At 45.9% G+C, this 20,768-nt stretch carries 25 protein-coding genes; 6 read left to right on the top strand and 19 right to left on the bottom strand.

Annotation, left to right across the window (positions count from 1 at the left end; all coding sequences use genetic code 11):
• Window positions 1–527 precede the first annotated feature (527 nt).
• The gene (locus ABL924_RS13640; RefSeq protein ID WP_349027646.1) at window positions 528–878 is read right to left on the bottom strand and encodes a DUF559 domain-containing protein; all 351 of its coding nucleotides are present in this window, start codon (window positions 876–878) and stop codon (window positions 528–530) included.
• Window positions 879–1,074: 196 nt separating this feature from the next.
• On the opposite strand from ABL924_RS13640, the gene ABL924_RS13635 reads away from it, so the two are divergent.
• A complete protein-coding gene (locus ABL924_RS13635; protein ID WP_349027645.1) occupies window positions 1,075–1,257 on the top strand; it encodes a hypothetical protein in 183 nt (60 codons plus the stop codon).
• Between the two features lie 143 nt (window positions 1,258–1,400).
• On the opposite strand, the gene ABL924_RS13630 is transcribed toward ABL924_RS13635, so the two are convergent.
• The 3 genes from ABL924_RS13630 to ABL924_RS13620 are packed head-to-tail and all read right to left on the bottom strand — an operon-like array spanning window position 1,401 to window position 2,249.
• Window positions 1,401–1,613 carry a GDCCVxC domain-containing (seleno)protein gene (locus ABL924_RS13630; RefSeq protein ID WP_349027644.1) on the bottom strand — a complete coding sequence of 71 codons (213 nt, stop codon included), beginning with the start codon at window positions 1,611–1,613 and terminating at the stop codon, window positions 1,401–1,403.
• Window positions 1,610–1,900 carry a mercury resistance system periplasmic binding protein MerP gene (merP, locus tag ABL924_RS13625; protein WP_349027643.1) on the bottom strand — a complete coding sequence of 97 codons (291 nt, stop codon included), beginning with the start codon at window positions 1,898–1,900 and terminating at the stop codon, window positions 1,610–1,612. The genes ABL924_RS13630 and merP overlap by 4 nt, the downstream gene beginning before the upstream one ends.
• Window positions 1,901–1,910: 10 nt before the next feature.
• Window positions 1,911–2,249, bottom strand: coding sequence for a mercuric transporter MerT family protein (locus tag ABL924_RS13620; protein ID WP_349027642.1), 339 nt, complete (start codon window positions 2,247–2,249; stop codon window positions 1,911–1,913).
• A gap of 64 nt (window positions 2,250–2,313) precedes the next feature.
• Between ABL924_RS13620 and merR the strand changes: the two genes are divergently transcribed.
• Window positions 2,314–2,718 (top strand): Hg(II)-responsive transcriptional regulator, encoded by a 405-nt coding sequence (gene merR / locus ABL924_RS13615; protein WP_349027641.1) that lies wholly within the window; start codon window positions 2,314–2,316, stop codon window positions 2,716–2,718.
• A 72-nt stretch (window positions 2,719–2,790) separates the two neighbouring features.
• Here the strand turns inward: merR and ABL924_RS13610 are convergent, their stop codons facing one another.
• Window positions 2,791–3,405: a cation transporter gene (locus tag ABL924_RS13610; RefSeq protein WP_349027640.1), complete on the bottom strand. Its 615-nt coding sequence runs from the start codon at window positions 3,403–3,405 to the stop codon at window positions 2,791–2,793.
• A gap of 160 nt (window positions 3,406–3,565) precedes the next feature.
• A complete protein-coding gene (locus tag ABL924_RS13605) occupies window positions 3,566–3,910 on the bottom strand; it encodes a hypothetical protein (protein ID WP_349027639.1) in 345 nt (114 codons plus the stop codon).
• Window positions 3,911–4,083: 173 nt separating this feature from the next.
• Between ABL924_RS13605 and ABL924_RS13600 the strand changes: the two genes are divergently transcribed.
• The gene (locus ABL924_RS13600; RefSeq protein ID WP_349027638.1) at window positions 4,084–4,569 is read left to right on the top strand and encodes a gamma-glutamyl-gamma-aminobutyrate hydrolase family protein; all 486 of its coding nucleotides are present in this window, start codon (window positions 4,084–4,086) and stop codon (window positions 4,567–4,569) included.
• A 579-nt stretch (window positions 4,570–5,148) separates the two neighbouring features.
• Here ABL924_RS13600 and ABL924_RS13595 read toward each other — a convergent pair.
• Window positions 5,149–5,280 (bottom strand): hypothetical protein, encoded by a 132-nt coding sequence (locus ABL924_RS13595; RefSeq protein ID WP_349027637.1) that lies wholly within the window; start codon window positions 5,278–5,280, stop codon window positions 5,149–5,151.
• 296 nt (window positions 5,281–5,576) lie between these two features.
• Between ABL924_RS13595 and ABL924_RS13590 the strand changes: the two genes are divergently transcribed.
• Genes ABL924_RS13590 through ABL924_RS13580 form a run of 3 tightly spaced genes read left to right on the top strand, consistent with a single transcriptional unit; the run spans window position 5,577 to window position 8,937 of the window.
• Window positions 5,577–7,160 (top strand): recombinase family protein, encoded by a 1,584-nt coding sequence (locus ABL924_RS13590; protein WP_349027636.1) that lies wholly within the window; start codon window positions 5,577–5,579, stop codon window positions 7,158–7,160.
• Window positions 7,157–8,059: a ParB/RepB/Spo0J family partition protein gene (locus tag ABL924_RS13585; protein WP_349027635.1), complete on the top strand. Its 903-nt coding sequence runs from the start codon at window positions 7,157–7,159 to the stop codon at window positions 8,057–8,059. Before ABL924_RS13590 ends, ABL924_RS13585 begins: the two co-directional genes overlap by 4 nt.
• On the top strand, window positions 8,056–8,937 hold the full coding sequence (locus ABL924_RS13580) for a plasmid partitioning protein RepB C-terminal domain-containing protein (protein WP_349027634.1): 882 nt from the start codon (window positions 8,056–8,058) through the stop codon (window positions 8,935–8,937). Before ABL924_RS13585 ends, ABL924_RS13580 begins: the two co-directional genes overlap by 4 nt.
• 74 nt (window positions 8,938–9,011) lie before the next feature.
• Here ABL924_RS13580 and ABL924_RS13575 read toward each other — a convergent pair whose 3' ends face one another.
• The 12 genes from ABL924_RS13575 to ABL924_RS13520 form a co-directional block, all read right to left on the bottom strand.
• Entirely contained in the window at window positions 9,012–11,492 is a 2,481-nt protein-coding gene (locus ABL924_RS13575; RefSeq protein ID WP_349027633.1) for a S8 family peptidase, read from the bottom strand.
• A gap of 7 nt (window positions 11,493–11,499) precedes the next feature.
• Window positions 11,500–12,486: an ATP-binding protein gene (locus tag ABL924_RS13570; RefSeq protein ID WP_349027632.1), complete on the bottom strand. Its 987-nt coding sequence runs from the start codon at window positions 12,484–12,486 to the stop codon at window positions 11,500–11,502.
• Window positions 12,487–12,797: 311 nt separating this feature from the next.
• Entirely contained in the window at window positions 12,798–13,877 is a 1,080-nt protein-coding gene (locus ABL924_RS13565) for a nucleotidyltransferase domain-containing protein (RefSeq protein ID WP_349027631.1), read from the bottom strand.
• A gap of 31 nt (window positions 13,878–13,908) precedes the next feature.
• Window positions 13,909–14,739, bottom strand: coding sequence for a nucleotidyltransferase domain-containing protein (locus ABL924_RS13560; protein ID WP_349027630.1), 831 nt, complete (start codon window positions 14,737–14,739; stop codon window positions 13,909–13,911).
• Entirely contained in the window at window positions 14,729–15,148 is a 420-nt protein-coding gene (locus ABL924_RS13555) for a secondary thiamine-phosphate synthase enzyme YjbQ (RefSeq protein ID WP_349027629.1), read from the bottom strand. The genes ABL924_RS13560 and ABL924_RS13555 overlap by 11 nt, the downstream gene beginning before the upstream one ends.
• Before the next feature lie 115 nt (window positions 15,149–15,263).
• The gene (locus ABL924_RS13550) at window positions 15,264–17,108 is read right to left on the bottom strand and encodes a TniQ family protein (RefSeq protein ID WP_349027628.1); all 1,845 of its coding nucleotides are present in this window, start codon (window positions 17,106–17,108) and stop codon (window positions 15,264–15,266) included.
• Window positions 17,105–18,076, bottom strand: coding sequence for a TniB family NTP-binding protein (locus ABL924_RS13545; protein ID WP_349027627.1), 972 nt, complete (start codon window positions 18,074–18,076; stop codon window positions 17,105–17,107). Before ABL924_RS13545 ends, ABL924_RS13550 begins: the two co-directional genes overlap by 4 nt.
• A 72-nt stretch (window positions 18,077–18,148) precedes the next feature.
• A complete protein-coding gene (locus ABL924_RS13540) occupies window positions 18,149–18,619 on the bottom strand; it encodes a Mu transposase C-terminal domain-containing protein (protein ID WP_349027626.1) in 471 nt (156 codons plus the stop codon).
• Between the two features lie 195 nt (window positions 18,620–18,814).
• Window positions 18,815–19,510: a hypothetical protein gene (locus ABL924_RS13535; RefSeq protein WP_349027625.1), complete on the bottom strand. Its 696-nt coding sequence runs from the start codon at window positions 19,508–19,510 to the stop codon at window positions 18,815–18,817.
• A 74-nt stretch (window positions 19,511–19,584) separates the two neighbouring features.
• On the bottom strand, window positions 19,585–19,827 hold the full coding sequence (locus tag ABL924_RS13530) for a hypothetical protein (protein ID WP_349027624.1): 243 nt from the start codon (window positions 19,825–19,827) through the stop codon (window positions 19,585–19,587).
• Window positions 19,788–20,003: a hypothetical protein gene (locus ABL924_RS13525; protein WP_349027623.1), complete on the bottom strand. Its 216-nt coding sequence runs from the start codon at window positions 20,001–20,003 to the stop codon at window positions 19,788–19,790. Before ABL924_RS13525 ends, ABL924_RS13530 begins: the two co-directional genes overlap by 40 nt.
• A gap of 17 nt (window positions 20,004–20,020) precedes the next feature.
• Window positions 20,021–20,557, bottom strand: coding sequence for a Tn7 transposase TnsA N-terminal domain-containing protein (locus ABL924_RS13520; protein WP_349027622.1), 537 nt, complete (start codon window positions 20,555–20,557; stop codon window positions 20,021–20,023).
• Between the last annotated feature and the right edge of the window lie 211 nt (window positions 20,558–20,768).

The raw sequence follows: 20,768 nt of genomic DNA, 5'->3' as shown, positions 1-20,768 counted from the left end.
CGTCACGAAGCACAACTCCCCTTCGGTACGCTGTGCATCACGACTGCCCAAATGACTTGACGCCGTGTCGGATGGCCTTGCATGTTGACTACGCTTCCGTGTACTCCTTCATTGTTTGTTGTCCCATGGACGGCTTGTTTGAGAACTATATTCGAAGATATTAGCTTCATTAAATAGTCTTCCATAACCGGTAAGATAGGGGTAATAACTGATAGGGAGTATGAGAGACAATAATTATGCGGTAGCGGCAGCTTAAAAACGATTCCTAATTGTCCCGATCCTAGAAAATGCGAAAGAGTATTCATAAACTGTATAAAGTTTCTGCTGATTTTGCAGAACTGAATGCGCGACTTTTTTTCCCGTTTCAAAGTTAATATTCCCCTTGAGGTCAACGTTAACAGGCGAAATGAAGGAATCCCATTAGCTACTTTTTCGGGCATTCTATGTGATGGGTTTGGATCTTGCGCTTCAGCTAAATTACCTAATCGACACCAAGCCCACCCTTCAGGCAATTCAAACGGTTTTTGTTAGTCGCAAATCAGTGGCAAAGATTTTTGCGGTTTGATTTGTTTGTCTTTTACCAGTTGCGCTTTTTCGGCGGCAATGCGTTTCAGTAATTCGCTGGCAGGTTCAAACTCCTCCCCTGCCAAGGGGAGGTGCCCCGCAGGGGCGGAGGGGTTATTAAACCACTTCTCCACCTCCCCCAACAAGCCCTCCGGATTCTGAAAAACCACCTTATTTTCAAACCTCAACACCCTGATACCCGTGTTGGCAAGAAACAAATCCCTTTCCTTATCATACTCCGCCGCTTGCACCGTGTTATGGACTTCGCCATCCAACTCAATGGTCAGCTTTTCGTGTCGGTTCTCATAATTTATTAAATAATTAATAAATCAATAACTTAGTTAATAATTTCTCCTCCAAATAATTAGGTATTCTCATTAAGTTGACCACTCATTTTCATAATCTGACCAAAAAATCATGATTGACCAGTGATTTCATGCTGCCTAATAAAATCTTTGTTGATCATTGAATACCAAGCAAACATTCAAAAAATAGCTATCAAAACATTCCATGATGAATTTTAGCAATTATTTGGGCGAAAACACCGTCCTTTGGCTTGGCTTGAATTGGAGCAAAGAAACGAAAGCAGGCGTTCAGCATAAAGAGTCAATTCAAAAACTGAAAGTGACTAACCGACCCACTGAAGACTATCGACCTTTACATGAAGAATCATCCAAAAAAGACATCCAATAACGGTTCAATCCTTTCAACCTGGGGGTATTTGACCAAAAGCCCCCCATATCTTGCATTAATTTAGAGGCGGTCATGGCAAGTTATAACGAAAACTGCAAAATTCAATCATTAGGCAGTCCGTGCCGTAATGTCTGATGTTTTTTTCAGGCGCAACAAGATTTTTGTTGCTGGATCGGCGGGCATTTGACCGAACCGTATGAGCAAAACACGCAGCAATACCCTTGCTTGGGTTTGAGTAGGGTTTCGCAGGACTTGCATTCGTAAAAATACTGGCAGGCATCGGTTGGCATGGTCTCCGTTTCGGCGTGTCCACAGTGCGGACAGGTAATTGTCGATTCAAGGATGACAGGATTCATTTTTTCCCTGCCTTTATCGAAGTTGGATACCCCGCGTTTTGGGTGGCTTCTGTTAGTTTATCTACCGTGGCCACCATATCGTCGAATTCTACTATCGCGGTTTTGCTCGCATAATCGACAGTTACTTGTTGGACACCGGAAACGTGTTCAAGGGCTTTTTTGACCGTGATCGGACAGACAGCGCAGGTCATGTTTTGGACATCGAGCGTGACCGTGCGCGGTGCAGCCAAAGCAGAGCCAGACATAAAGGCAAGCGCCAGAAAGAGCGGAAGAATTTTAGTTTTCATCTGTTTTTCCTCAATAGAATAGTGGGGCGAACCATGGAAACGCCAGCAAACCCAATAAAGGGATGGTCACGCCCCAAAAAATGAATCGCTGCTTGCGGATGACTTCATCATCGGCGCAGGGTTTGCCGGGTTCGCAGGTTGGCGTTGTCAAGTAGAGCTTATGGAACGTCAGGCCAATAAAAAGGAATGCCAGACCAAAGAATACCGGGCGTACGGGTTCAAAAGCGGTCAGGTTTGCCATCCAAGCCCCGCCAATGCCAAGACTTATCAACACCAAAGGGGCAACACAGCACAGGCTTGCGCCGATTCCGGCGAGAACGCTCGCGATCAGGGTTTGTTTTGAGTTCATGACGATACCTCTTGAGTGTCAATAGGTTTAAGATAACATCCGTACTTAAGTACGGAGCAAGACCATGACACAGAAATTTTTTTCGATTGGCGAACTGGCGAAAAATGCGGGGGTCAACGTCGAAACGATCCGTTTTTATCAGCGCCGCGCTTTGCTAAGGCATCCCGTAAAGCCGTTCAATGGCATCCGGCATTACACGGAGCGCGACGCGCAGCGGATACGGTTTATTAAACAAGGGCAGAAATTCGGTTTCACTCTCGATGAGATTGCGGAACTATTGAGTCTTGATGACGGACGGCATTGCCAAGAAGCAAAAGAAATTGCGCTTAGGAAACTTGTTTTAATCCGTGAGCGCATCGAGGGGTTGCGGATGATGGAATCAGCTTTATCCGATCTAGTCGAAAGCTGCACGAGCAATGCCGATTCCGTTTCATGCCCGGTCATTCTTGCCCTCCTGAAACCCTCATGAATTTTGGTTTTTCAGAAACATTGGACAATTTTTTCTATGCCAGTGGTTAAACTGGGGTAGTGCAAGGAAAGCTTAGGGCGTTGCTAGACGTTCTGCCCTGGCAGAAGAAATAACGTGGCTAGCAGAACGCATTAAGTAACACACGAGTCCAAGGGCAACAACGATGTCAGGCCAGCTTGACCCTGTGAACCAAACGGCTCCAGCCGCTCCAAAAACTGAAAGATTAGATACGATGTCATTCCTCGAACACTCCCATACCGAACTCATGTTGATATCTTCATTGCGATGCCGCCACAGTAGAAAAAGACAAAGCGAGTTAGCGCAAAGGCCAAGAAGGCTGAAAGCACCCATAATTTCGAATAAGGGTAGACTTGGATAATAAAATTTATAGGCAATTTGAGCGGCCACAGCTAGAGCGGCAAGAAAAATAAGCCATCCCTTAAATAAGGCGACTTTGGCTTTGACGGCGGTGCTTCTTGAAACTGCGTAGAGGCTAAGGCCGTAAGTCAATGCGTCCCCAAGATTATCCAGACTGTCAGCCAGCAATGCGGTTGATTTGCCATAGAGTGCTGCGGTAACAATAACCAAGACCATCAAGGCATTGATACCGAGAACAATTTGAAGTGTCCCACGCTGCCTTTCGCGTAGCCGGTCTAAAGTACAACCACTGTCACAGCAACCGCTCATCGTAGATTCCTCTTAATAGGGTTTTAAGCCCGTTGCGGACTGCAAACTCTGAAACCCAAAAGCTGTCATTCTAAATTTCATGCGCTTTGTAAATCACCTACCGGCCTTCGTCAGCCCTAAATGTTCACTTCAGTTACCGTCATGCGTGAAAACAAGATAACTACTGGTTTTGCTGGTAATCAGTCAGTAACCCTACCAAGATAATGACAATGCCAATTACGATATAAAATGCTTTTCCTACCCCTTCAAACCCGAAAGCAAAGGGCAACAGAACCAAAACTGAGCCTACAATACGTTCTACCCATCCATGAATCGAAAACGGGAGCTTTTTGACAACGCCTAGCGGAAAATCAGTCACGAGGGTCATGGCGAGATGTATCCCAGCCAAAAGATAGGCTATCGTCCCTGCCAAGCCTGTCAATCCGATAAGTGAAGGTGCCAGTAGAAATATTACAACTGTTAGGTAATCAAGATACCCATGTTGGGTGGGCGAGAGTATTTTCATGGTCGTTCTCCTGTTTTAAATTGTTTGGGATAGCGATGAATTGGTTTACATTTTACTCCTTTACCTTCACAAAAAGCTAAATAAGGTATCAAATTCCCGTTTACACTAAACTACAGGACAGTAAGGTCATCACTTATGACTTTTAAACAGCCCTAGTTCTTGACCTTAAACCTATGAAACCTTTGGTCATAATCAAAGCGGGTTCTACTTTCCCAACAACCAAACGCCAATATGGGGATTTTGAAGATTGGGTCATTGACGGCTGTGCTTTTACAGACCCGATTTTTTCGGTTATTGATGTCATCAAAAGCCAAGAGATGCCAGAACCGGACGGAATTTCAGGTGTAATTATAACGGGTTCTCATTCGATGGTGACTGACCAGGCATCATGGATGGTTAAAGTCGAAGCTTGGATTCCAAGAGTCTTAAAGCAGAATATCCCATTATTGGGTATTTGTTTCGGCCATCAATTATTGACCCAAGCGATGGGCGGCTTGGTGGATTATCATGACGGTGGTCGGGAAATTGGCACGGTTTCCATCACTTTAACGCAAGAAGGAAAACAAGACCCATTAACAGGCACTTTGCCATCTGTTTTTGTGGGTCATACCACCCACGCCCAAACCGTCAAAAAATTACCAACTGGTGCGCAGCTATAATGTTGGTTTTAGCTTAGGATTTATACTATTTCTTAATTGTATTTTATGATTCCTGATCACATGGATTTAATACGTCTCCAAAGCTAAAGGGCTATGTGCTTTACGATACGTTCTTAGCCTAGGTGAAGATTCTTTTAACACGCCCATTGCCTTGATTAAAAAGCCGGGGTGATGCTTTTTTTGATACCAAAATCAACCAAACCCAACATTAGCCGGCAAGCGATAATGACCTAATGACAGCGATAGCAACAAACTACTTTATTCTTGTCGGTTCTCATAATTTATTAAATAACTTATAAATCAATATCTTAATTAATAAATTCCCCGAATAATAATCACTACGCTAAGATCGGCTTTACTCATTAAGCTCTACACAAATTTTTTGTCTGGAGCCGAATATGGAGAGCAAATATTGCGTTGTGTGCGGTCTGCCTTTTCAGCCTCGTCCTCAGGCTTCCCATCAAACTTTCTGTTCAGCTTCACGTTGTCAGCGCACCCGCAAACAGCAATGGCAACGAAACAAGTTACAGGTTGACCCTGATTATCAAGAAAATCAAAAACGGGTTCAGAAAGATTGGCTCAAACGAAATCCAGGTTACTATCGCCAATACCGAGCATCCCACCCAGATTATGTTGCACAAAACCGGTTCCAGCAACGTAAGCGGAATAATAAATCTCAACCTGACCCCATTGCAAAGATGGATGTGTCAAACCGGCTTGTTCCTTTGCCTTCCGGGCTATATCAGGTCAGAATGGTCAGTGGCTGAGTAATTGCAAAGATGGACGTGTGGATTGTTGAATTGACCTTATATGACGGGGGTTGAGCATCAATAGCCGTAATTGCAAAGAGATGACTTGATCGGCAAATTGTACAAAAGCGTTTACTGTATGCCCATGCGAGCTCCCTCAACGTCCACCTAGTTACTTCTTGAATTGTGGCCGCCCATTTGCCTTGAAGGCCGCGTTAGCATCTTGGCAAATATTTAGGAGCTGATTTTATAGATGAAATGGGGCTTTCAAAACTTATGCAATATGTTGAACCAAATGACGGTCAAGATGAAAACCCCTCCCTGCTGCGGGCAGTCGAATATGTCCGTATGTCAACCGAGCACCAACAATACTCCACCGAAAACCAATCCGACAAGATTCAGGATTACGCATTAAGGCATGGCATTGAAATTATCCGCACCTACGCCGATGCTGGTAAGAGTGGCCTTCGTATTGATGGCCGCGCATCACTGCAACAGTTGCTCAACGATGTCGAAAGTGGGACTGCCGACTTTACCCTGATCCTGGTTTACGATGTCAGCCGCTGGGGGCGTTTTCAGGATGCCGATGAAAGCGCCTATTACGAATACCGTTGCAAACGTGCGGGCATACAGGTCATCTACTGTGCCGAGCAATTTGAAAATGACGGCTCCCCTGTGTCAACCATCGTCAAAGGGGTCAAGCGGGCAATGGCCGGAGAATACAGCCGTGAGTTGTCTGCCAAGGTCTTTGCTGGGCAATGCCGACTGATTGAACTGGGATTCCGCCAAGGTGGCCCGGCGGGTTATGGCCTGCGCCGTATCCTTATCGACCAGTGTGGTTCAGTTAAAGCCGAACTGACCCGTGGCGAACATAAATGCCTCCAGACCGACCGTGTGATCTTGATGCCGGGCCCGGATGCTGAAATCCAGAACGTCAACCGGATGTACCAATGGTTTATTGATGACGGCTTGGTTGAATCAGAAATCGCCAAACGCTTAAACGATGCCGCCATCCTGACCGACCTTGACCGGGCATGGACGCGTGCCACTGTCCATGAGGTGCTCACCAATGAAAAGTATATCGGTAATAATGTCTATAACCGGATTTCCTTCAAGCTCAAGAAGTTGCGGGTTATTAACGAGCCGGATATGTGGATTAAAAAAGAAGGCGCATTTGAGCCTATTGTTTCACCCGAGGTATTTTATACCGCCCAAGGCATCATCAAAGCCAGGTCACGCCGTTACACAAATGAGGAGTTGATCGCACGGCTGCGTTCCTTGTACCAAAGCAAGGGATTTCTATCCGGCCTGATTATCAACGAGACGGATGGGATGCCGCCAACATCGTTATACTCCCACCGTTTTGGCAGCTTAGTCAGGGCATACCAAATGGTTGGCTTTACGCCCGACCGCGATTACCGGTATTTGGAAACCAATCAATTCCTACGCCGCTTCCATCCTGAAATCACCAACCAGGCAGAAAGCGAAATCGCCCGTCTTGGCGGGGTGGTCAGGCGCGATCCGGCAACCGACATATTGCGGATCAATGATGAGTTCAACATCTCACTGGTGCTTGCCCGATGTCAAACACCGAAGAGCGGTCGTTACCATTGGAAAGTACGGTTCGACACCAGCTTGTCGCCAGACATTACGGTAGCCATCCGGCTTGACCAGACCAATCAGGCTACCTTGGATTATTTTCTATTGCCCAAGCTGGACTTTGGGCAACACCGGATTAATTTGGCTGAACGCAATCCTATAGAATTTGAAAGCTACCGCTACGACAGCTTGAACTACCTGTATGGCATGGCTGAGCGTATACGGTTAAGGAAAGCCGCGTGAGGGAAAAAATGCAGGTTGGCGAGATGCGGTTAATCCAGACTGACCTGATCGATATCCTCAATCCCCGTGAACGCAACAAAAAAGTCTTTGATGATATTGTCATGAACATCAATACCATTGGGCTTAAAAAGCCCATTACGGTAACGCCTCGTCTTGGCAAGGATGGCACGGAACGTTACCTGTTGATCTGCGGTGAAGGCCGCTTGAAAGCATTCCGTTCCTTGGGTGAAAAAATCATCCCGGCCTTGGTCGTTGAGGTCAGTGATGAAAACGCCTTGATCATGAGCTTATCCGAGAACATCGCCCGACGGCAATACCGCCCCCTGGAATTGCTTGCGGGCATTGAACAACTGCGTGACCAAGGCTACGACCCTAAGACGATTGCCAAGAAAACCGGCCTGTGCGGGGATTACGTCAATGGCATATTGACGCTTCTAAATAAAGGCGAAGAGCGTCTGCTCGTTGCTGTGGAAAAAGGGCGGATACCGTTGAACGCCGCATTGGCTATTGTCGGTGCAGGTGATGACGACAAAGCGGTTCAGACAGCACTCCAGGAGGCCTATGAAACTGGCAAACTGCGCGGCAAACAATTGATCCAGGCACGGCGCGTGATTGAGCGTCGGCATACCTTGGGACGGTCGATTGCCTGTGGCACACCCCGCAAACTGGAGGATGTCACGACGATCAGTTTAGTGCGGGTCTACCAGAAGGAAGTACAAAGGCAAAAACAGATTGTGAAAAAAGCTGAAATTGTCCAACAACAATTATTGTTTGTTGTCGGTGCGCTGCGTGAACTGTTTGCCGATGAAAATTTTACCACCTTGTTACGAGCGGAAGGCTTGGACACCTTGCCGAAATATCTCGCTGAACGGGTTTGGCCTAACGGCCATCCAAAATGAGCAAAATGGCTTTGGGCTTCGAGTTGAATCCCATACTGGTCTTTACCGAAAAAATACTACCTTCCCGAAAAACACCTATTGCCATCACCACATCGCGCAAATACAGCCAGATTCGATCATCCATCGAGGAGATTGGCTTGATTGAACCCTTATCCGTCAGGCCGGCAATAGCAGAAACCGATCAGTATATCCTCCTAGACGGTCATACCCGCCTGCTGCTCTTGAAAGAATTGGGCATTAGCGAAATCGCCTGCCTGATCGCAACCGATGACGAAAGTTATACCTACAATAGCCGGATCAACCGGTTATCGACCATTCAGGAACACCATATGATCTGCCGGGCCATAGATCGTGGGGTAACGGTGGAGCGATTAAGCAAGGCGCTCAATCTAAATTCCTGCACGATAGAACGTAAAGCCTCTTTGTTAGTTGGCATATGCCCGGAGGCGGCGGAATTGCTAAAAGACCAACAGTTTTGTACCGATCTGGTCAGGGTGTTGCGAAAAATGAAGCCGACCCGCCAAATCGAATGCGTCGAGCTGATGGTATCGGCAAACATCATCACGGTTGCCTATGTACAAGCGATGTTAGTAGCGACATCGGCGGCCCTGTTGGTGGAAGGCAAAAAACCCAAAAAACTTTCCGGCATCAGTTCGGAACAGATGGCAAAAATGGAGCGCGAGATGAGCAACCTGCAAAACCAGTACAAGATGGTCGAGCAAACCTACGGACAGGATGTCCTTAACCTAGTCCTGGCCAAGGGCTACCTCACAAAACTATTGGAAAACCCATCGGTAGCCCGTTATCTTCGTCAGAAATATATGGAACTGTTGGCGGCGTTTGAAGTGATAATACAAACCGTGTCACTGGATCAGTAGCTAATCCATCGCATACCTAAAGTTACATTCAAACCAAATTCGTCAACTGTCCATATCAATCATGACATTTCATATCAAACCTGGACAAGAAGCGAAATTTTATTTTCCACAGTTGTATAAATATCAGTTGAAACGCTCGGAGTTTTTATACTAACAATCAATGAATACCTAGCCGATTTTCCCCAGCGTTCCATATTTGCTCGTTCTTTCCACCAGCCTACCACAGGATAAACGGCAATATAGCCTCGTTCAGCAAGTTCTGCCGCCTGGCCTATCCATGTATCGGAATGCACGGAACCCTGGCTGCGTAGTTTCTCACCTAACGCCCATTCGCCGCTGTCTGGTTTGGCACCGTTGTAAGCATGTTCTTCGTCTCTGGCCTTTTGATTAATGCGTTGCTTAAATTCAGCGAGGCTTTCCAAAGGTCGGCGAACGTCGAAACGTAGTCCATGCGATGCATAGCGGTATTTATTAACCCAACCTCTTGAACCGGGGTTGGGTTCGATGAAATAAGACAATGTGACCTTCATCTCAACTTGGGTTTCCGACGGCAAATCGCGCAGGACTTCCGTTGGCCACGGTAAAGTGTGTAAGTTGACATCACGGGTTTTAACATTGCTACCTTCCTTGATGTATGGATGAATTAGATCCTGAGCAATCAGGGTCAGTTCGTTACGCGCACTCCAAAATAAAGTTTCTTCATCTGGTACGCCGTAGCCACAATATCGTAAGAGTTGACGATATTTGTCTTGAGTTGTGAGCGGTTCAAAGGCGGCTTTCAAGGCTGGAGTCCATTGCGCCGAATGTATTAATAGTGCTCTGATGGTTTCCGGCCAAGAGCCTGGATACAAAGCTTGTACTTTAGCTGCCAAATTTGCAGCCAAGGCCGCTGCTGCGCTGGTATCTCCGAATGAGACCAATTGTTTGCCCAAAACAAATTGGTGACCGGTAGTTAGCAATTGCAAGGCATCGTCTATGTAGTCAGCTTCTACATATGCTGGATTGGTAGCCATGTTACCTGCTTCCATGACAATGTCCGGTTTGATCGGCCAAGTTTTTTGCCAAGCCATTGATGTGCAACTTGCCGGAGCCAAACCCCCTGGCGGTGCTAGTGGTGACCACCCAGGATTAGTAACCGTATCCAACCAGGCTTTTTCTGTATAACCGCCTACCGTAAGCGCATTCCAGGATTGACCAGGGTCATGCACTTCGTCAGTTAGGTTATTGTTAGGATAAAGGTGCCTATATTGCGAATCGGTGTTGCCTGCAGATAAGATTACAAGACGTTGTTGTTCGTCCTCGTAACCAGATGTGATGGCATCTAGCGCGGCTGACCAGGATGAGGGACGGCCTCGGTCTCTGTCGTCTGTAGTAGATACTGCCATGCAAAAAACGCGTTGCCGGTCTGCTGTAATTTCGACCCTGGCAATACTTTCACGGGTAATAGCACCATATAGCTTTTTGTCGGTATGATAACCAGGGTTAGGCGTGATTTTGACCGATTCAAGCCGATGAGTGAGATGAATTGGTAAAGGATTTGCAAGCGCTTCGGTTAAGTCGCCATATACAGATAATCCAGCCATATTGGTACCATGACCATTCCGGTCATCTGTACCCCAATCACTATGATAGGTATGCATATCGTTCGTATCCGCCACTGACTGCAACAATGGGTGAGCATTATTGACACCGGTATCCAAAATGCAAACTGATGGCGCGGCATCGGGTGGTGGTGTTAAATTTTCTAAGGTATGTTCGATCCAAGCCTGTTGATCTAGGCGACTCATTCCGGTAAAAAAATCGGCGGTATCCTTAGCTTTTCGGAGCTCGGCAATTGCGCCCAACAAGTGAATGGAATGACTGATTTGCTCGCGAGTGCCGAATACCAAGACGATGATTCTATCGAGGAAATGAATAGACTCTGTGCCAACTCTAAGATCAAGATGAGAAGCGTGGTCACGAAGAAAGCCTTCGTAGTCGATTTTGTTTGAGCGTCTTAGCCATACTTCCCACCAAATCGACTCGTTGGCATTGGGCAATAATTCCGGATCATCCGTCCAAAGAGCATCTATGGCAGCGAGTTTGATCGCCGTTATACTCTCGACCAAGTCTTTGTTTTTGGGTTGATCTTTGGGGGTATTTTCGAGCTGATATTGGGAGATTTTCTTTAAAAAGTGGGTTAACTTGCCTTCCGGTACAAAAACGGTCGCAATAGTTTTGTTATCATCAAGTTTAACGTTACAAAGTTCGATACCGCTTGGCTGAAATTCCAAGCTGTCGAATTTGAGTTCAAAATCCGGTTCGCTTTCAAATGCCAAGTAGATGCCATTGCTGACATCCAAACCAAAAGCTTTTTGTTGTTCGATAATATCGCTTTGTTGGGATTGTATTTCTTGTATCTGATCAATGAGTTGTTGGGCGTGGGTTTGACGGTTTCGAGGTGGGGTTTTACTTTCTGTTGCTCCCATCCCTCTTTTGGGGCGAGAATAACTTTCAGCCATTGCCGAATTTTCAATAAGTAAATGCGGCAAGCGTTCCTTGCTGTTTTCAGCCATTGGTGGGTTAGCTTGCTGCTTTATGCCTAACTAGGCGTCGCTCTTTGATGGCATTAATGAGATCAACCTGACTAACTACTTCTTTGTTATGAATAATGGCATCCTTGATCGCATCTTCACACGCTCTAGTGATGTCGCCGTAACTCAATGTTAATGCGGCTTCAGCAACCTTTTTCCACAAAATCCTGGACGTTTTGAATACGGCAAGCTTTGATTTTAAGGCAGTGATGATTTCATTATTGCCTGGTAAGTCGAATTCTATTAGGTCATCAAAACGCCTGAACAGTGCATGATCGAGTAATTCATGGTGATTAGTGGCCGCAATAAGTAAGCTGTCTGAAGTATCTTGCTCGATCATTTGCAAAAAGCTATTTAGGACTCTGCGGATTTCTCCTACATCATTTGTGTTTCCTCTTTGCGAGCCGATACTGTCGAATTCATCGAATAAATATACACCACGGGTTTGTTCAATAGCGTCGAATATCAGACGTAATTTACCGGCAGTTTCACCCATATATTTAGTCATCAGGCTTTCTAACCTAACAATAAATAGCGGCAAACCCAATTCTCCAGCTAGGACTGATGCGGTCATAGTTTTACCGGTACCGGGCGGCCCAACCAATAACAGTTTTTTGCGCGGCGATAAGCCGTGAGTACGCAGTTTTTGCACATGCTTATGCTCTTTGATGAGTCGATCCAGCTTAGCCTGAATGTTTTCGGAAAGAACCATATCCACGAGTCTTATCTGGGGATAGCTTACATTCAGTAGTTGGCTGAGTTCGCCTTTGGGTTTTGCTAAGGGAATGGCTTTGGATTCAGCAAATTTAGGCCTGCTTTTAGCCGAATCGATTAAATCTCGTATTTCCTTAGCCAAATTACCGTGTCCCTTTTTTGCTTCCTGAGCCGCCATTTGCATTGCAATCGACAAAAATAATGCATCATCACCATCGACATGTGACTTAAGCAAGGCTTTAATTTGATTTGCGATGGCCATAAGAGTTAAGAAAAAATGCAGTATTAAGGCTAGGATTTATTTCTGATAAGTGTAGACCACTTCCATTTAGACAATCAAAGTTTATTGAAACTCAACTTTTTTGGCGATTTCGCGTTGTGAATAACAACAGCACCACAAAAAATATCTTCAAATAAAAAATAGTGTACAACAGATGCAATTTCACAATAATGTTGTGTACTTGATATTCGTGTTTAATGATAGGTTTTTTGATTGATCATGCGAATTATTATTCATTAATATATATCTACGGAATCCCGCCCCGCATACCAAGCCTTCCTGATAGCAACGGCTCATTGCTCTATTTTGTGGTCATCCGTTTCGTCAGGCAAGTTGCTAATCGCATAACATGCGTCAATTTGCCTGAGTTCTTCGGCGGCTTTCGCCATTAAGTCATCGTAGGCAAATCGGCCTGACTTGATATCCAGCAATTCTTCCCGGTCTGGGCGGCGCACAAGGGGCTTGCCTGTGGTCGCAATTTCTTTCGCCATCCGCAGCAAGCGGAAGGTGTGCATCATGTTCTTGGCATCGTAACCGCCGCCATGTTCCAGCGTCAACTTGTAACGGTCTGGGTTTCGTGCTTGTTCCCACTGTCGGTATTCGTGATAATCGCGCAACCGCCGAGAATACTCATCCTTGTTGAACACCAACCAAGCCCTAGGTTGCATTCCTTTGGGGATTGACGATAAACAAACATCTTGCGAGGGTCTGGACTTGTCTTGATTGGCATCCGAACGGAACAGCCCGTTAAACCGCACATCGTCATTGTTGCAATCATCGGCATAAAACAATGTATATCCATCTTTCACATGCGGCAATGCACTCAGGCCACAGCGTTCGGGTTGCAATTGGTGTTTAGTAAGCCATTCTTCCACAGGGATTGTCCTGTCGCCTTCAACGATAAAACAGCAATCAAAGGGTCGTGGCATCTGTTCTGATATGGGATTGAAAACCTTCTTGTTTAGCCCCTTGGCCTTTTTGACTTGGCCCATCGCATATCCGGCGAAGCTGTCTCGGCACAACCGAGACAAGATAATTTCCGGCTTTATCATGGTCATCAACGGATGCCGGTAGACGATGGTTTCCCCCGGAGCATACAGCAGTTCGATACTGGATGGGTTGTTCTTGGCGAGCAGCTTAAGGTATTTCCCCAACTCATAATATACATGGTCGTTCTTGTCACTGCTGACTTGCTCAAGGTAATTGAAACCAAAGTACAGGTCTTGCGGCAAGATGAACACGCCCCTGGTATCCGTGTCCGATTGCGGAGTATCCAAACCATAAGCCTTGCTGCCGCTGACGGTATCCAACACGATAAGGTTTTGCTGTTTAAGGTCGTCGATGGTCAAGCTTACGGGTGGCTTAGTATTCATGCGCTTTGTTATGAGTGTATATATCTGGCCATCACAATCCCAAGAATTCTTGGAAAAGTTTATCTAATCCAGTTTTATCAACTTTTGCGGAGGGCAAGAGTTTTGCCGCTTCCTGCAAGCGGTCAAGCTCCCGCATCAAGAAATCATCAAGCTCAGGGATTCTGGCAATCGGGAATTGCTCGTCGGTGTGTTGCTTCCGTTCCATCAAGCCATCAATGCAGTTGGTGATTTCCGGTTGCCCGCCTAGCAGACGCAGTAATTGCACTAATTCCATCGGCGGGACGGTTTGGTAACGCTCAATCCACATCGCTGCCAATAAGGGCCGCAGCATGTAGAAATATTTCTTGATTTTTACCTGACTGCCGCCTAACTCCCGTTCCATTGTATTACGGCAGATCGACAGATAATGATGGCAGGCAGAAATCGGCGAATAAAATGGGTCGAACACGCCGTGCAATTCCCGAAATCGGTTGGTTTGCCCAGCTTGATATACTATCGGCGATTGCAACCATTCCCAGATGACGGGGGTTGATTTCCGCAGAAGACGCAGTGTCTTACGCAAGTCCCAGCCGCCTAGATCAAGCAATCCGGCTGGACTGTCTTCGATGGGCAGTTCAATGACATCGCCGCCTTCTTCTAACGCCAAATACCAAGCCCAGGGGTGTGCATAAATAAAGCGCACATCATAATCGCTGTCCGGCGACGGAAAGCCCCACGCCCGACTGCCGGATTCACAGGCATAGATAATGTTAACCTGATGTTCGTTGGCAATGGTTGCCAATCGGGTTTCGATCAGGGCTTTGGCTTCCATTGAGACTGGCGGGATATTGGGCATGGCAAGGCGTTGACTGTCACTCCCCATTTATTGTCACCACAATTTTCCGGCTTCCACCGTGGTTTCGGTGTTCACAAAGGTAAATGCCCTGCCAGATGCCCAGGTTTGGCTGACCGTTCTTGACTGGGATATTCAGGCTACAGCCCAGTATGCTGGCCTTTAGATGGGCGGGAAGGTCATCGCTGCCCTCATCAAGATGCCGATAGTACGGCTCATTTTCGGGCACGGCGTGATTGAAGAAACTCTCAAAATCCACGCGAACCTCCGGGGCGGCGTTTTCATTGATGGTCAAAGATGCCGAGGTATGTTTGATGAAGACATGCATCGTGCCAATCTTGATGCCCTTGAGTTCGGGCAATTGACCCAGGATTTCATCGGTGACCAGATGGAAGCCCCTGGCACGGGGTTTAAGCGTCAGTTCTCTTTGTATCCACATGGGTTTTGAAAAAGTTCCTGTTCGAATGGCAGCAACTAAATATAACATTGTGATTTCAATGACTAATAAAAATATTAGCTATTGGGCAAATATTTCATTTCGAATATCGGAATAATCACTCCGGCAAATATTCAACACAACGATACAACCAATTTATTTTTAAAATGTCCGCACGGTAATAGAGTCTTTGTCTAAGCTTGTACGTCTCATTATTGTCAACTGGGTATATTTCGTATGATTCCAGCATCTCAATAATAGATACAGAACTCCTATAAGCCTTTTCTGACAGCTTGGCCAAGATCACATACTCCTGATTAAACTTGCGTATATGATCTGGAAAAATCACTTTGGCATTTCTGGAGTCGGTTTTATGGTGAAGAAAGCCCCGGTTCACCAACTGATAAGCAAACTCCTCGTTTATTTCTAAAAGTTTGGCGGCATCTGTCACTGACATATAATCCGGCGTTGGCCGAAGACAGTTCAGCCATTGCTCGAATTCATTTTTATCAAGGTATAAATCTCGTAATTTGTGAATTTCATGATCGGCTTTTCTTATGACAATCTGTCCGGACAGTATCGCTTTGACAAGTTGTAAAAATGGCATCTCAACCGAGCCACGCATGTGATGTTGCAGAAATTCTGAGATTGTTAGGCAATCCGGAGTCAACGATGCTGCACCCAGGTTGATATTTTCAATAGTATCCTCAATCTCAGTTCTTGAATATTGCCAGGTAGAACAATAATCCTGCCTTGGCGGTAGTTCAAATTTAAAGCACCCGCTGTGTTGTAACTGGCAAAACTGGGCTTTGGTGGCACCCAAAATTTCGGCGGCTTCGATAGCGGGAATCAGACCCCTTAAGTGGGGCAGAATTTTTTCCAAGTCTGGTCGGTAAATGGAGCACTTGGTATAATCCCCATTCCCTTCGAAATGAACTTTGACTTGCTTATCAATAATCGCCCGGTTCAATACAGACTCAGCTAAGCCATATTCCATACTGGCTTTTTTGAATGAGTACCACAACTGAACTTTTTTTGCGGTTGGGCTGAAAAGCGTATGCTTCTCTGTAATATCCCGGATTAAGTTCATTGTGGCATAGTTTTCGACTACATCCCTTAAAGGTTTAAATGCAGCAGACGGAAATTGTTTGAAGAATTCCCGGTAAAAATAAACCAATCTTTTTTGCTGTATGCCGATGTAGTTTGCGTTCGACAAGTGCAACATTTGCAAATAGCGCCAAAACCCGCCATGTTCGGAAAAAAGAGCTTCGGCAGATTGAATTGCAACGTCCTGAAAATCATTTACACATTCGAATTTTTGCCTTGATGGTTTCGCTTGATTCTCCCCCATATCTTGCCATTTCAACATTAAGGCAATAAGTTCACAGCGTTCCAGGATCGATGTCTGTTCTTGGTCATCTATTAACGAATCAGCTTGATTCACCAAACCTGTCTCCAAAAACTGTTGCATCAATAGGACGGTGGACGGAGCGGAAACCGTGACTGCATTGGGAAGTTGCTCTAGGCACTTAGTTTGCTTTTCATCGACTTTCAGGATGCTTTGCTCCTTTTGGCAGTGTGGGCATTCGTCATGGAGCCAGACTTGATGCCGAGTACAGGCAACAGAAAATTTTAACTGCCAAGCAATGCGCCAATAAGCCTCTTCCTGCAAACAGAGTGGACAATATCGCAGCCTCGAGGAATTGATATGGATGTTGGGTAAATCACAGATATCTTGAGCTTCAGAATTATGATACTTATACCCAACCCACTCCGTCGCCAACATCGTACCGTACAACAGTTGGTAATTAATTGTCCCTGCGCCTTTACCTGACAGTAACCATCGGTAAGAAGGGTACATATTCAGCTTGGCAAGCCGAACCAGAAAACTAACCGGGTTTTCATCAGGAAAAAAATGGGTACGGACAGGTAGACAAATAAGCGTTAATTGTTCATCTGTCATAATTTTTTCCCTTTGTTAATGATGACCTCTAAAGCAGATGGCTTATAAAAGATCATGCCGCGCTTATCCAACCGTTCACCTATGAACTGTGGGTTAAAGGGATTCAGCTTGCCCACCCCTTCAACCCATACGTAGTCACTGAAGCCTTGTTCCAGGCATTGGCGGTCAATCCCTGGCAGATTTCGACTTCTTGCGATATGGAAAGCACCAAGCATCAGCTTGACGATGTAACCCATGAGACCATAGGTTGCAAAATGCAATTGCCTTGCAATACTTTCTTGTTGCAAGTCCAATGGTGACGGCAATGCCAAGGCCTCATCGATTTTTTTGATGACTCCGAGGAATTGGCTTCGACTAGCCGAGCAGTTAAGGTCGAAGGGCTTTAAGTCGATGCGCCGACAAAAACGGCGGCGCAATTGCTCATTGATATCCAGGATAGTCTGTGTTTGCTCTAAGCCCATTAACACCGTAGATACTTGAGCTTTATTAATCAACGACTTGAGCCAGTCGGCAACTTCCGCAGGAGCTTTTTTATTAACTTGATCCACAAAGTGATGCATTTCATCAAAGATGATTAACTTTATCTGGCAAGCCCTGATCAATTGCAAAATACGAGTTGTTTTCTGAATCGCCGATCCTCGGTAATAAAGAGGGTCACCCAATTGCACCAACATTTCTTCGGCCAGATTTTTGATGGTTGGCTTAGACGGAATTTCTACCACCAATAGCGGAATATTTATCCCATCAGTGTTTTCGGTTGCAGGAAACTCTTTACCCAAAAATTCACTTAAATGAGTTTTACCTGTGCCAGATGACCCGACTACTAAATAGTTTTGAGCCAATCCGGTCTGCAATTTGAAATGGTAGGCCTCTCTTATCAACTGATAGGCATCATTGAAGGATGGATGCTTAATAACCATACTTAAAACGTCAGCCGACTTCTGATTTATCATACTTTGACTAATCATGTTCAAACTCCTTGGTGTCCACTTCAAAGTCGGGGATGTTGTCAGTCCGATAATCATCGTCAGACGGTTTAATCACTTTTGCCTGTAACGTATTGGATGAATAGACCGATTGTTGGAGTGCTTCCGTGTTGTAGCGGGCGCCTTTTTGCGCTGGCTGATTTTTTTGCTGTTGCTGACCTCCGTAATCAGTTGCCTTAGTTTATCTTTGCCGCGCTGGTATAAGTCTATGTCTACACGTTCCGAATTGGTTTGATTATTGTGTTGGCGTATTAACAGATGCTGTGACAAAGTTAGCTTACTGGCATATTCAGGGTAGGTACAGGGAACCCTGAGGTAATCTCCTTGATGCTCATCAAAAACCCATATCGCCACCAAGTCATCCGGGTTAATTCGGATGGTGACAGTGGCTACACCGCGTTTGCGTAAAGTGGCCAACTCCGTCGAGTTGTACATCAGCCCTTTAAATTGCACACCTTCGTGGTTTAATTTTCGGGCTTGCTGTATAGACAAAATCAGATCTAGCTTTTCTTTGCTTTCTGGCAAAATCGGCTCAATGATTTTCAGGCCGTCTTTCCAAGCCAGCGCAGAGGTGATGCCACCAAGACCCTTGTGTGGCGATTGGATGTAAACGTCAACCAGCCAGACGTGGAGTAGTTTTTTAAACTCACTTAATGTTAGGCAGGCAGAGTTTTCAGCATCATAATCCCCCCTTTGCTCTATATCGGAAAATGTCGTTCCTTACACCTTGTGGGCAATTTGCCGATTAAATGTACCTAAAAACCGTTCAATAGCACCTTTATAATAAGGTTGTTTTTTTGGACAAAAGGTAAGTTCGATATCCAACTCGGCGCACATGCGTCGCAGTTGTTCTGCGTGGAACTCCAGGCCGTTGTCACAAACCAAATTAACTTTAATCCCATAGGCAGGATATACATTTTCAATTTCAGGGTATTCTTGCAACACATCGGTTTTCGGCATAATCGCATGTCTAAGGGCTCGCATCACGGCAAGTTCAGAAGGGAGCTCAAATCCGATTTCAAACCCTAATGGCATTCTGGAAAAGCGGTCAATGATAAAAGTGACGGTTGGCCTGCCATTCGGTAAACCGGTCACATCATCAATAATCAACAAATCCAGCGGGGTGTGGTCAACTTCGGCACGCTCAAGAATATAGGCAGGTTCCGCCCCCATGCCAGTAGCCCGAAAATGCCGGTCGGCGGCCTGCTTGCCTTTTCTGGCTGCCATGACCACGTATTTGTCATATGATTGAACATAGCGATAAACAGTTGCCCTGCTGGGCGTGGGAATAGGGGTATTTCGATTCCTGTTCAGGGTTCTGATTTTGCGGTCAAGGGCATCATAGACATCTTGGATACTTTCGCCCTCGCGTTTCAGGTATATTTCTTCAATGATTTGTTGGGCTTCCTGCTCCAAAGCCTTGGTTATCCGATGCCTATTTTTGGGACCCCTTGGCCTTTTAATTAAGGCGGTTACCGACCTATCAGCTTTTATCCATCGTTTCCACCATCGGAAACAGAAAGTGCTGACGGTGGGTGCGGATCGGCATTTTCCTCTGCAGCCAACTTAATTGCCCTAGGTAAATTTTGGCAAGTGACGTTTTCACCATTAAGCTCTTCAACCTTTTTCAAGTAAATAAGGCGGTATCGAACTTGCTGTTGGATATGTTCTGAATAGGAGGCTAAATCACTCTCTAATTTTCTGGAAGCGTTGTAACGCTTTCCTGCCCGCATAATATGAGTTTTCCGCTGGCAATGAGGCCTAGCAGTTCTTGCTTGGAATAACTGCTTAAAGCAAGGTCGCTTTTCCGCTCCAACTGGCACTGGCCGTCTTCAAGGATACGGATGAGCCGGTACGGTACATTGTCTAAAATCAGGTCCTGTCCGGAATGCAAAGAGGCAAGTTTCATGTTGATCTCCTGTCGTGTCAAAAAAAGTAAGGTTGAATTGGCGAGTGGTTTTTCCAGGTCAAACCGGATATGTAACTGGGCAAGCAAGGCAAAAGCCGTGGTTTTCGAGTCCACAAAGTGGCCCAAGGCTTCGAGGGTTGGATTGCTTGAGTAAGACAACCAGTCGATGGCTTGTTGCGTGATGTAGGAGGAATCTCAAAGCGCAAATAGGGGCGCAATATCGACAAATTCCTGATTCGGGTCGGATAGTTCAGTTCTTCATCGGTAATCATGATGAAGTTGTAGCCCTTTTCCGCCAGAAACTGATGTGCCAGTTGCAGCCGCTCAAGTATGTCCGGTTTGAACAATTTGGATAATGGCTTTACTTCGACATAACAGATTTCACCGTCAAAGAGGGTTAACTGAAAGTCCGGCGTATACTCACACATACGGTTTTGGTATGGAAAACACAGGGTTTCCGGCTGCTCCCGGAACGCAACGACGGCTGGTGAATATTCGAAGTGATAACAGGCTTTTTGCTCCAACTGCGATTCCCACGCAACCATGCGTTTCATTTTTGTGGACGGGAATTGCCCCCTGACAAGCCCCCGTGACCGGGTAACGGGTTCCCTCGCCCGCTCGGCTTTGGGTTGTGGTGTAATATTTAGGCGTAAAGTGGCGCTGCTCTGTTAACGCTCAATCAATCCCATCTAACAATGACACATTAAATTTGGCAGAGTATTCCCATTTCAACAAAAGAGGGATACCGCATGGACACACTGTCTT

It is taken from the genome of Methyloglobulus sp., from assembly GCF_040079455.1.
Taxonomy (GTDB): domain Bacteria; phylum Pseudomonadota; class Gammaproteobacteria; order Methylococcales; family Methylomonadaceae; genus Methyloglobulus.
This window is presented reverse-complemented; position numbering and strand designations above follow the sequence as displayed.

What these genes read in the sequence shown, in the direction of transcription:
- ABL924_RS13630 (WP_349027644.1), bottom strand. Translation starts at nt 1,613, where the DNA reads ATGAATCCTGTCATCCTTGAATCGACAATTACCTGTCCGCACTGTGGA.
- ABL924_RS13565 (WP_349027631.1), bottom strand. Translation starts at nt 13,877, where the DNA reads ATGAATACTAAGCCACCCGTAAGCTTGACCATCGACGACCTTAAACAG.
- ABL924_RS13570 (WP_349027632.1), bottom strand. Translation starts at nt 12,486, where the DNA reads ATGGCCATCGCAAATCAAATTAAAGCCTTGCTTAAGTCACATGTCGAT.
- ABL924_RS13545 (WP_349027627.1), bottom strand. Translation starts at nt 18,076, where the DNA reads ATGATTAGTCAAAGTATGATAAATCAGAAGTCGGCTGACGTTTTAAGT.
- ABL924_RS13530 (WP_349027624.1), bottom strand. Translation starts at nt 19,827, where the DNA reads ATGCGGGCAGGAAAGCGTTACAACGCTTCCAGAAAATTAGAGAGTGAT.
- ABL924_RS13550 (WP_349027628.1), bottom strand. Translation starts at nt 17,108, where the DNA reads ATGACAGATGAACAATTAACGCTTATTTGTCTACCTGTCCGTACCCAT.
- ABL924_RS13620 (WP_349027642.1), bottom strand. Translation starts at nt 2,249, where the DNA reads ATGAACTCAAAACAAACCCTGATCGCGAGCGTTCTCGCCGGAATCGGC.
- ABL924_RS13525 (WP_349027623.1), bottom strand. Translation starts at nt 20,003, where the DNA reads ATGAAACTTGCCTCTTTGCATTCCGGACAGGACCTGATTTTAGACAAT.
- ABL924_RS13635 (WP_349027645.1), top strand. Translation starts at nt 1,075, where the DNA reads ATGATGAATTTTAGCAATTATTTGGGCGAAAACACCGTCCTTTGGCTT.
- ABL924_RS13580 (WP_349027634.1), top strand. Translation starts at nt 8,056, where the DNA reads ATGAGCAAAATGGCTTTGGGCTTCGAGTTGAATCCCATACTGGTCTTT.
- merR (WP_349027641.1), top strand. Translation starts at nt 2,314, where the DNA reads ATGACACAGAAATTTTTTTCGATTGGCGAACTGGCGAAAAATGCGGGG.
- ABL924_RS13575 (WP_349027633.1), bottom strand. Translation starts at nt 11,492, where the DNA reads ATGGCTGAAAACAGCAAGGAACGCTTGCCGCATTTACTTATTGAAAAT.
- ABL924_RS13605 (WP_349027639.1), bottom strand. Translation starts at nt 3,910, where the DNA reads ATGAAAATACTCTCGCCCACCCAACATGGGTATCTTGATTACCTAACA.
- ABL924_RS13560 (WP_349027630.1), bottom strand. Translation starts at nt 14,739, where the DNA reads ATGGGGAGTGACAGTCAACGCCTTGCCATGCCCAATATCCCGCCAGTC.
- ABL924_RS13600 (WP_349027638.1), top strand. Translation starts at nt 4,084, where the DNA reads ATGAAACCTTTGGTCATAATCAAAGCGGGTTCTACTTTCCCAACAACC.
- merP (WP_349027643.1), bottom strand. Translation starts at nt 1,900, where the DNA reads ATGAAAACTAAAATTCTTCCGCTCTTTCTGGCGCTTGCCTTTATGTCT.
- ABL924_RS13610 (WP_349027640.1), bottom strand. Translation starts at nt 3,405, where the DNA reads ATGAGCGGTTGCTGTGACAGTGGTTGTACTTTAGACCGGCTACGCGAA.
- ABL924_RS13590 (WP_349027636.1), top strand. Translation starts at nt 5,577, where the DNA reads ATGGGGCTTTCAAAACTTATGCAATATGTTGAACCAAATGACGGTCAA.
- ABL924_RS13520 (WP_349027622.1), bottom strand. Translation starts at nt 20,557, where the DNA reads ATGAAACGCATGGTTGCGTGGGAATCGCAGTTGGAGCAAAAAGCCTGT.
- ABL924_RS13555 (WP_349027629.1), bottom strand. Translation starts at nt 15,148, where the DNA reads ATGTGGATACAAAGAGAACTGACGCTTAAACCCCGTGCCAGGGGCTTC.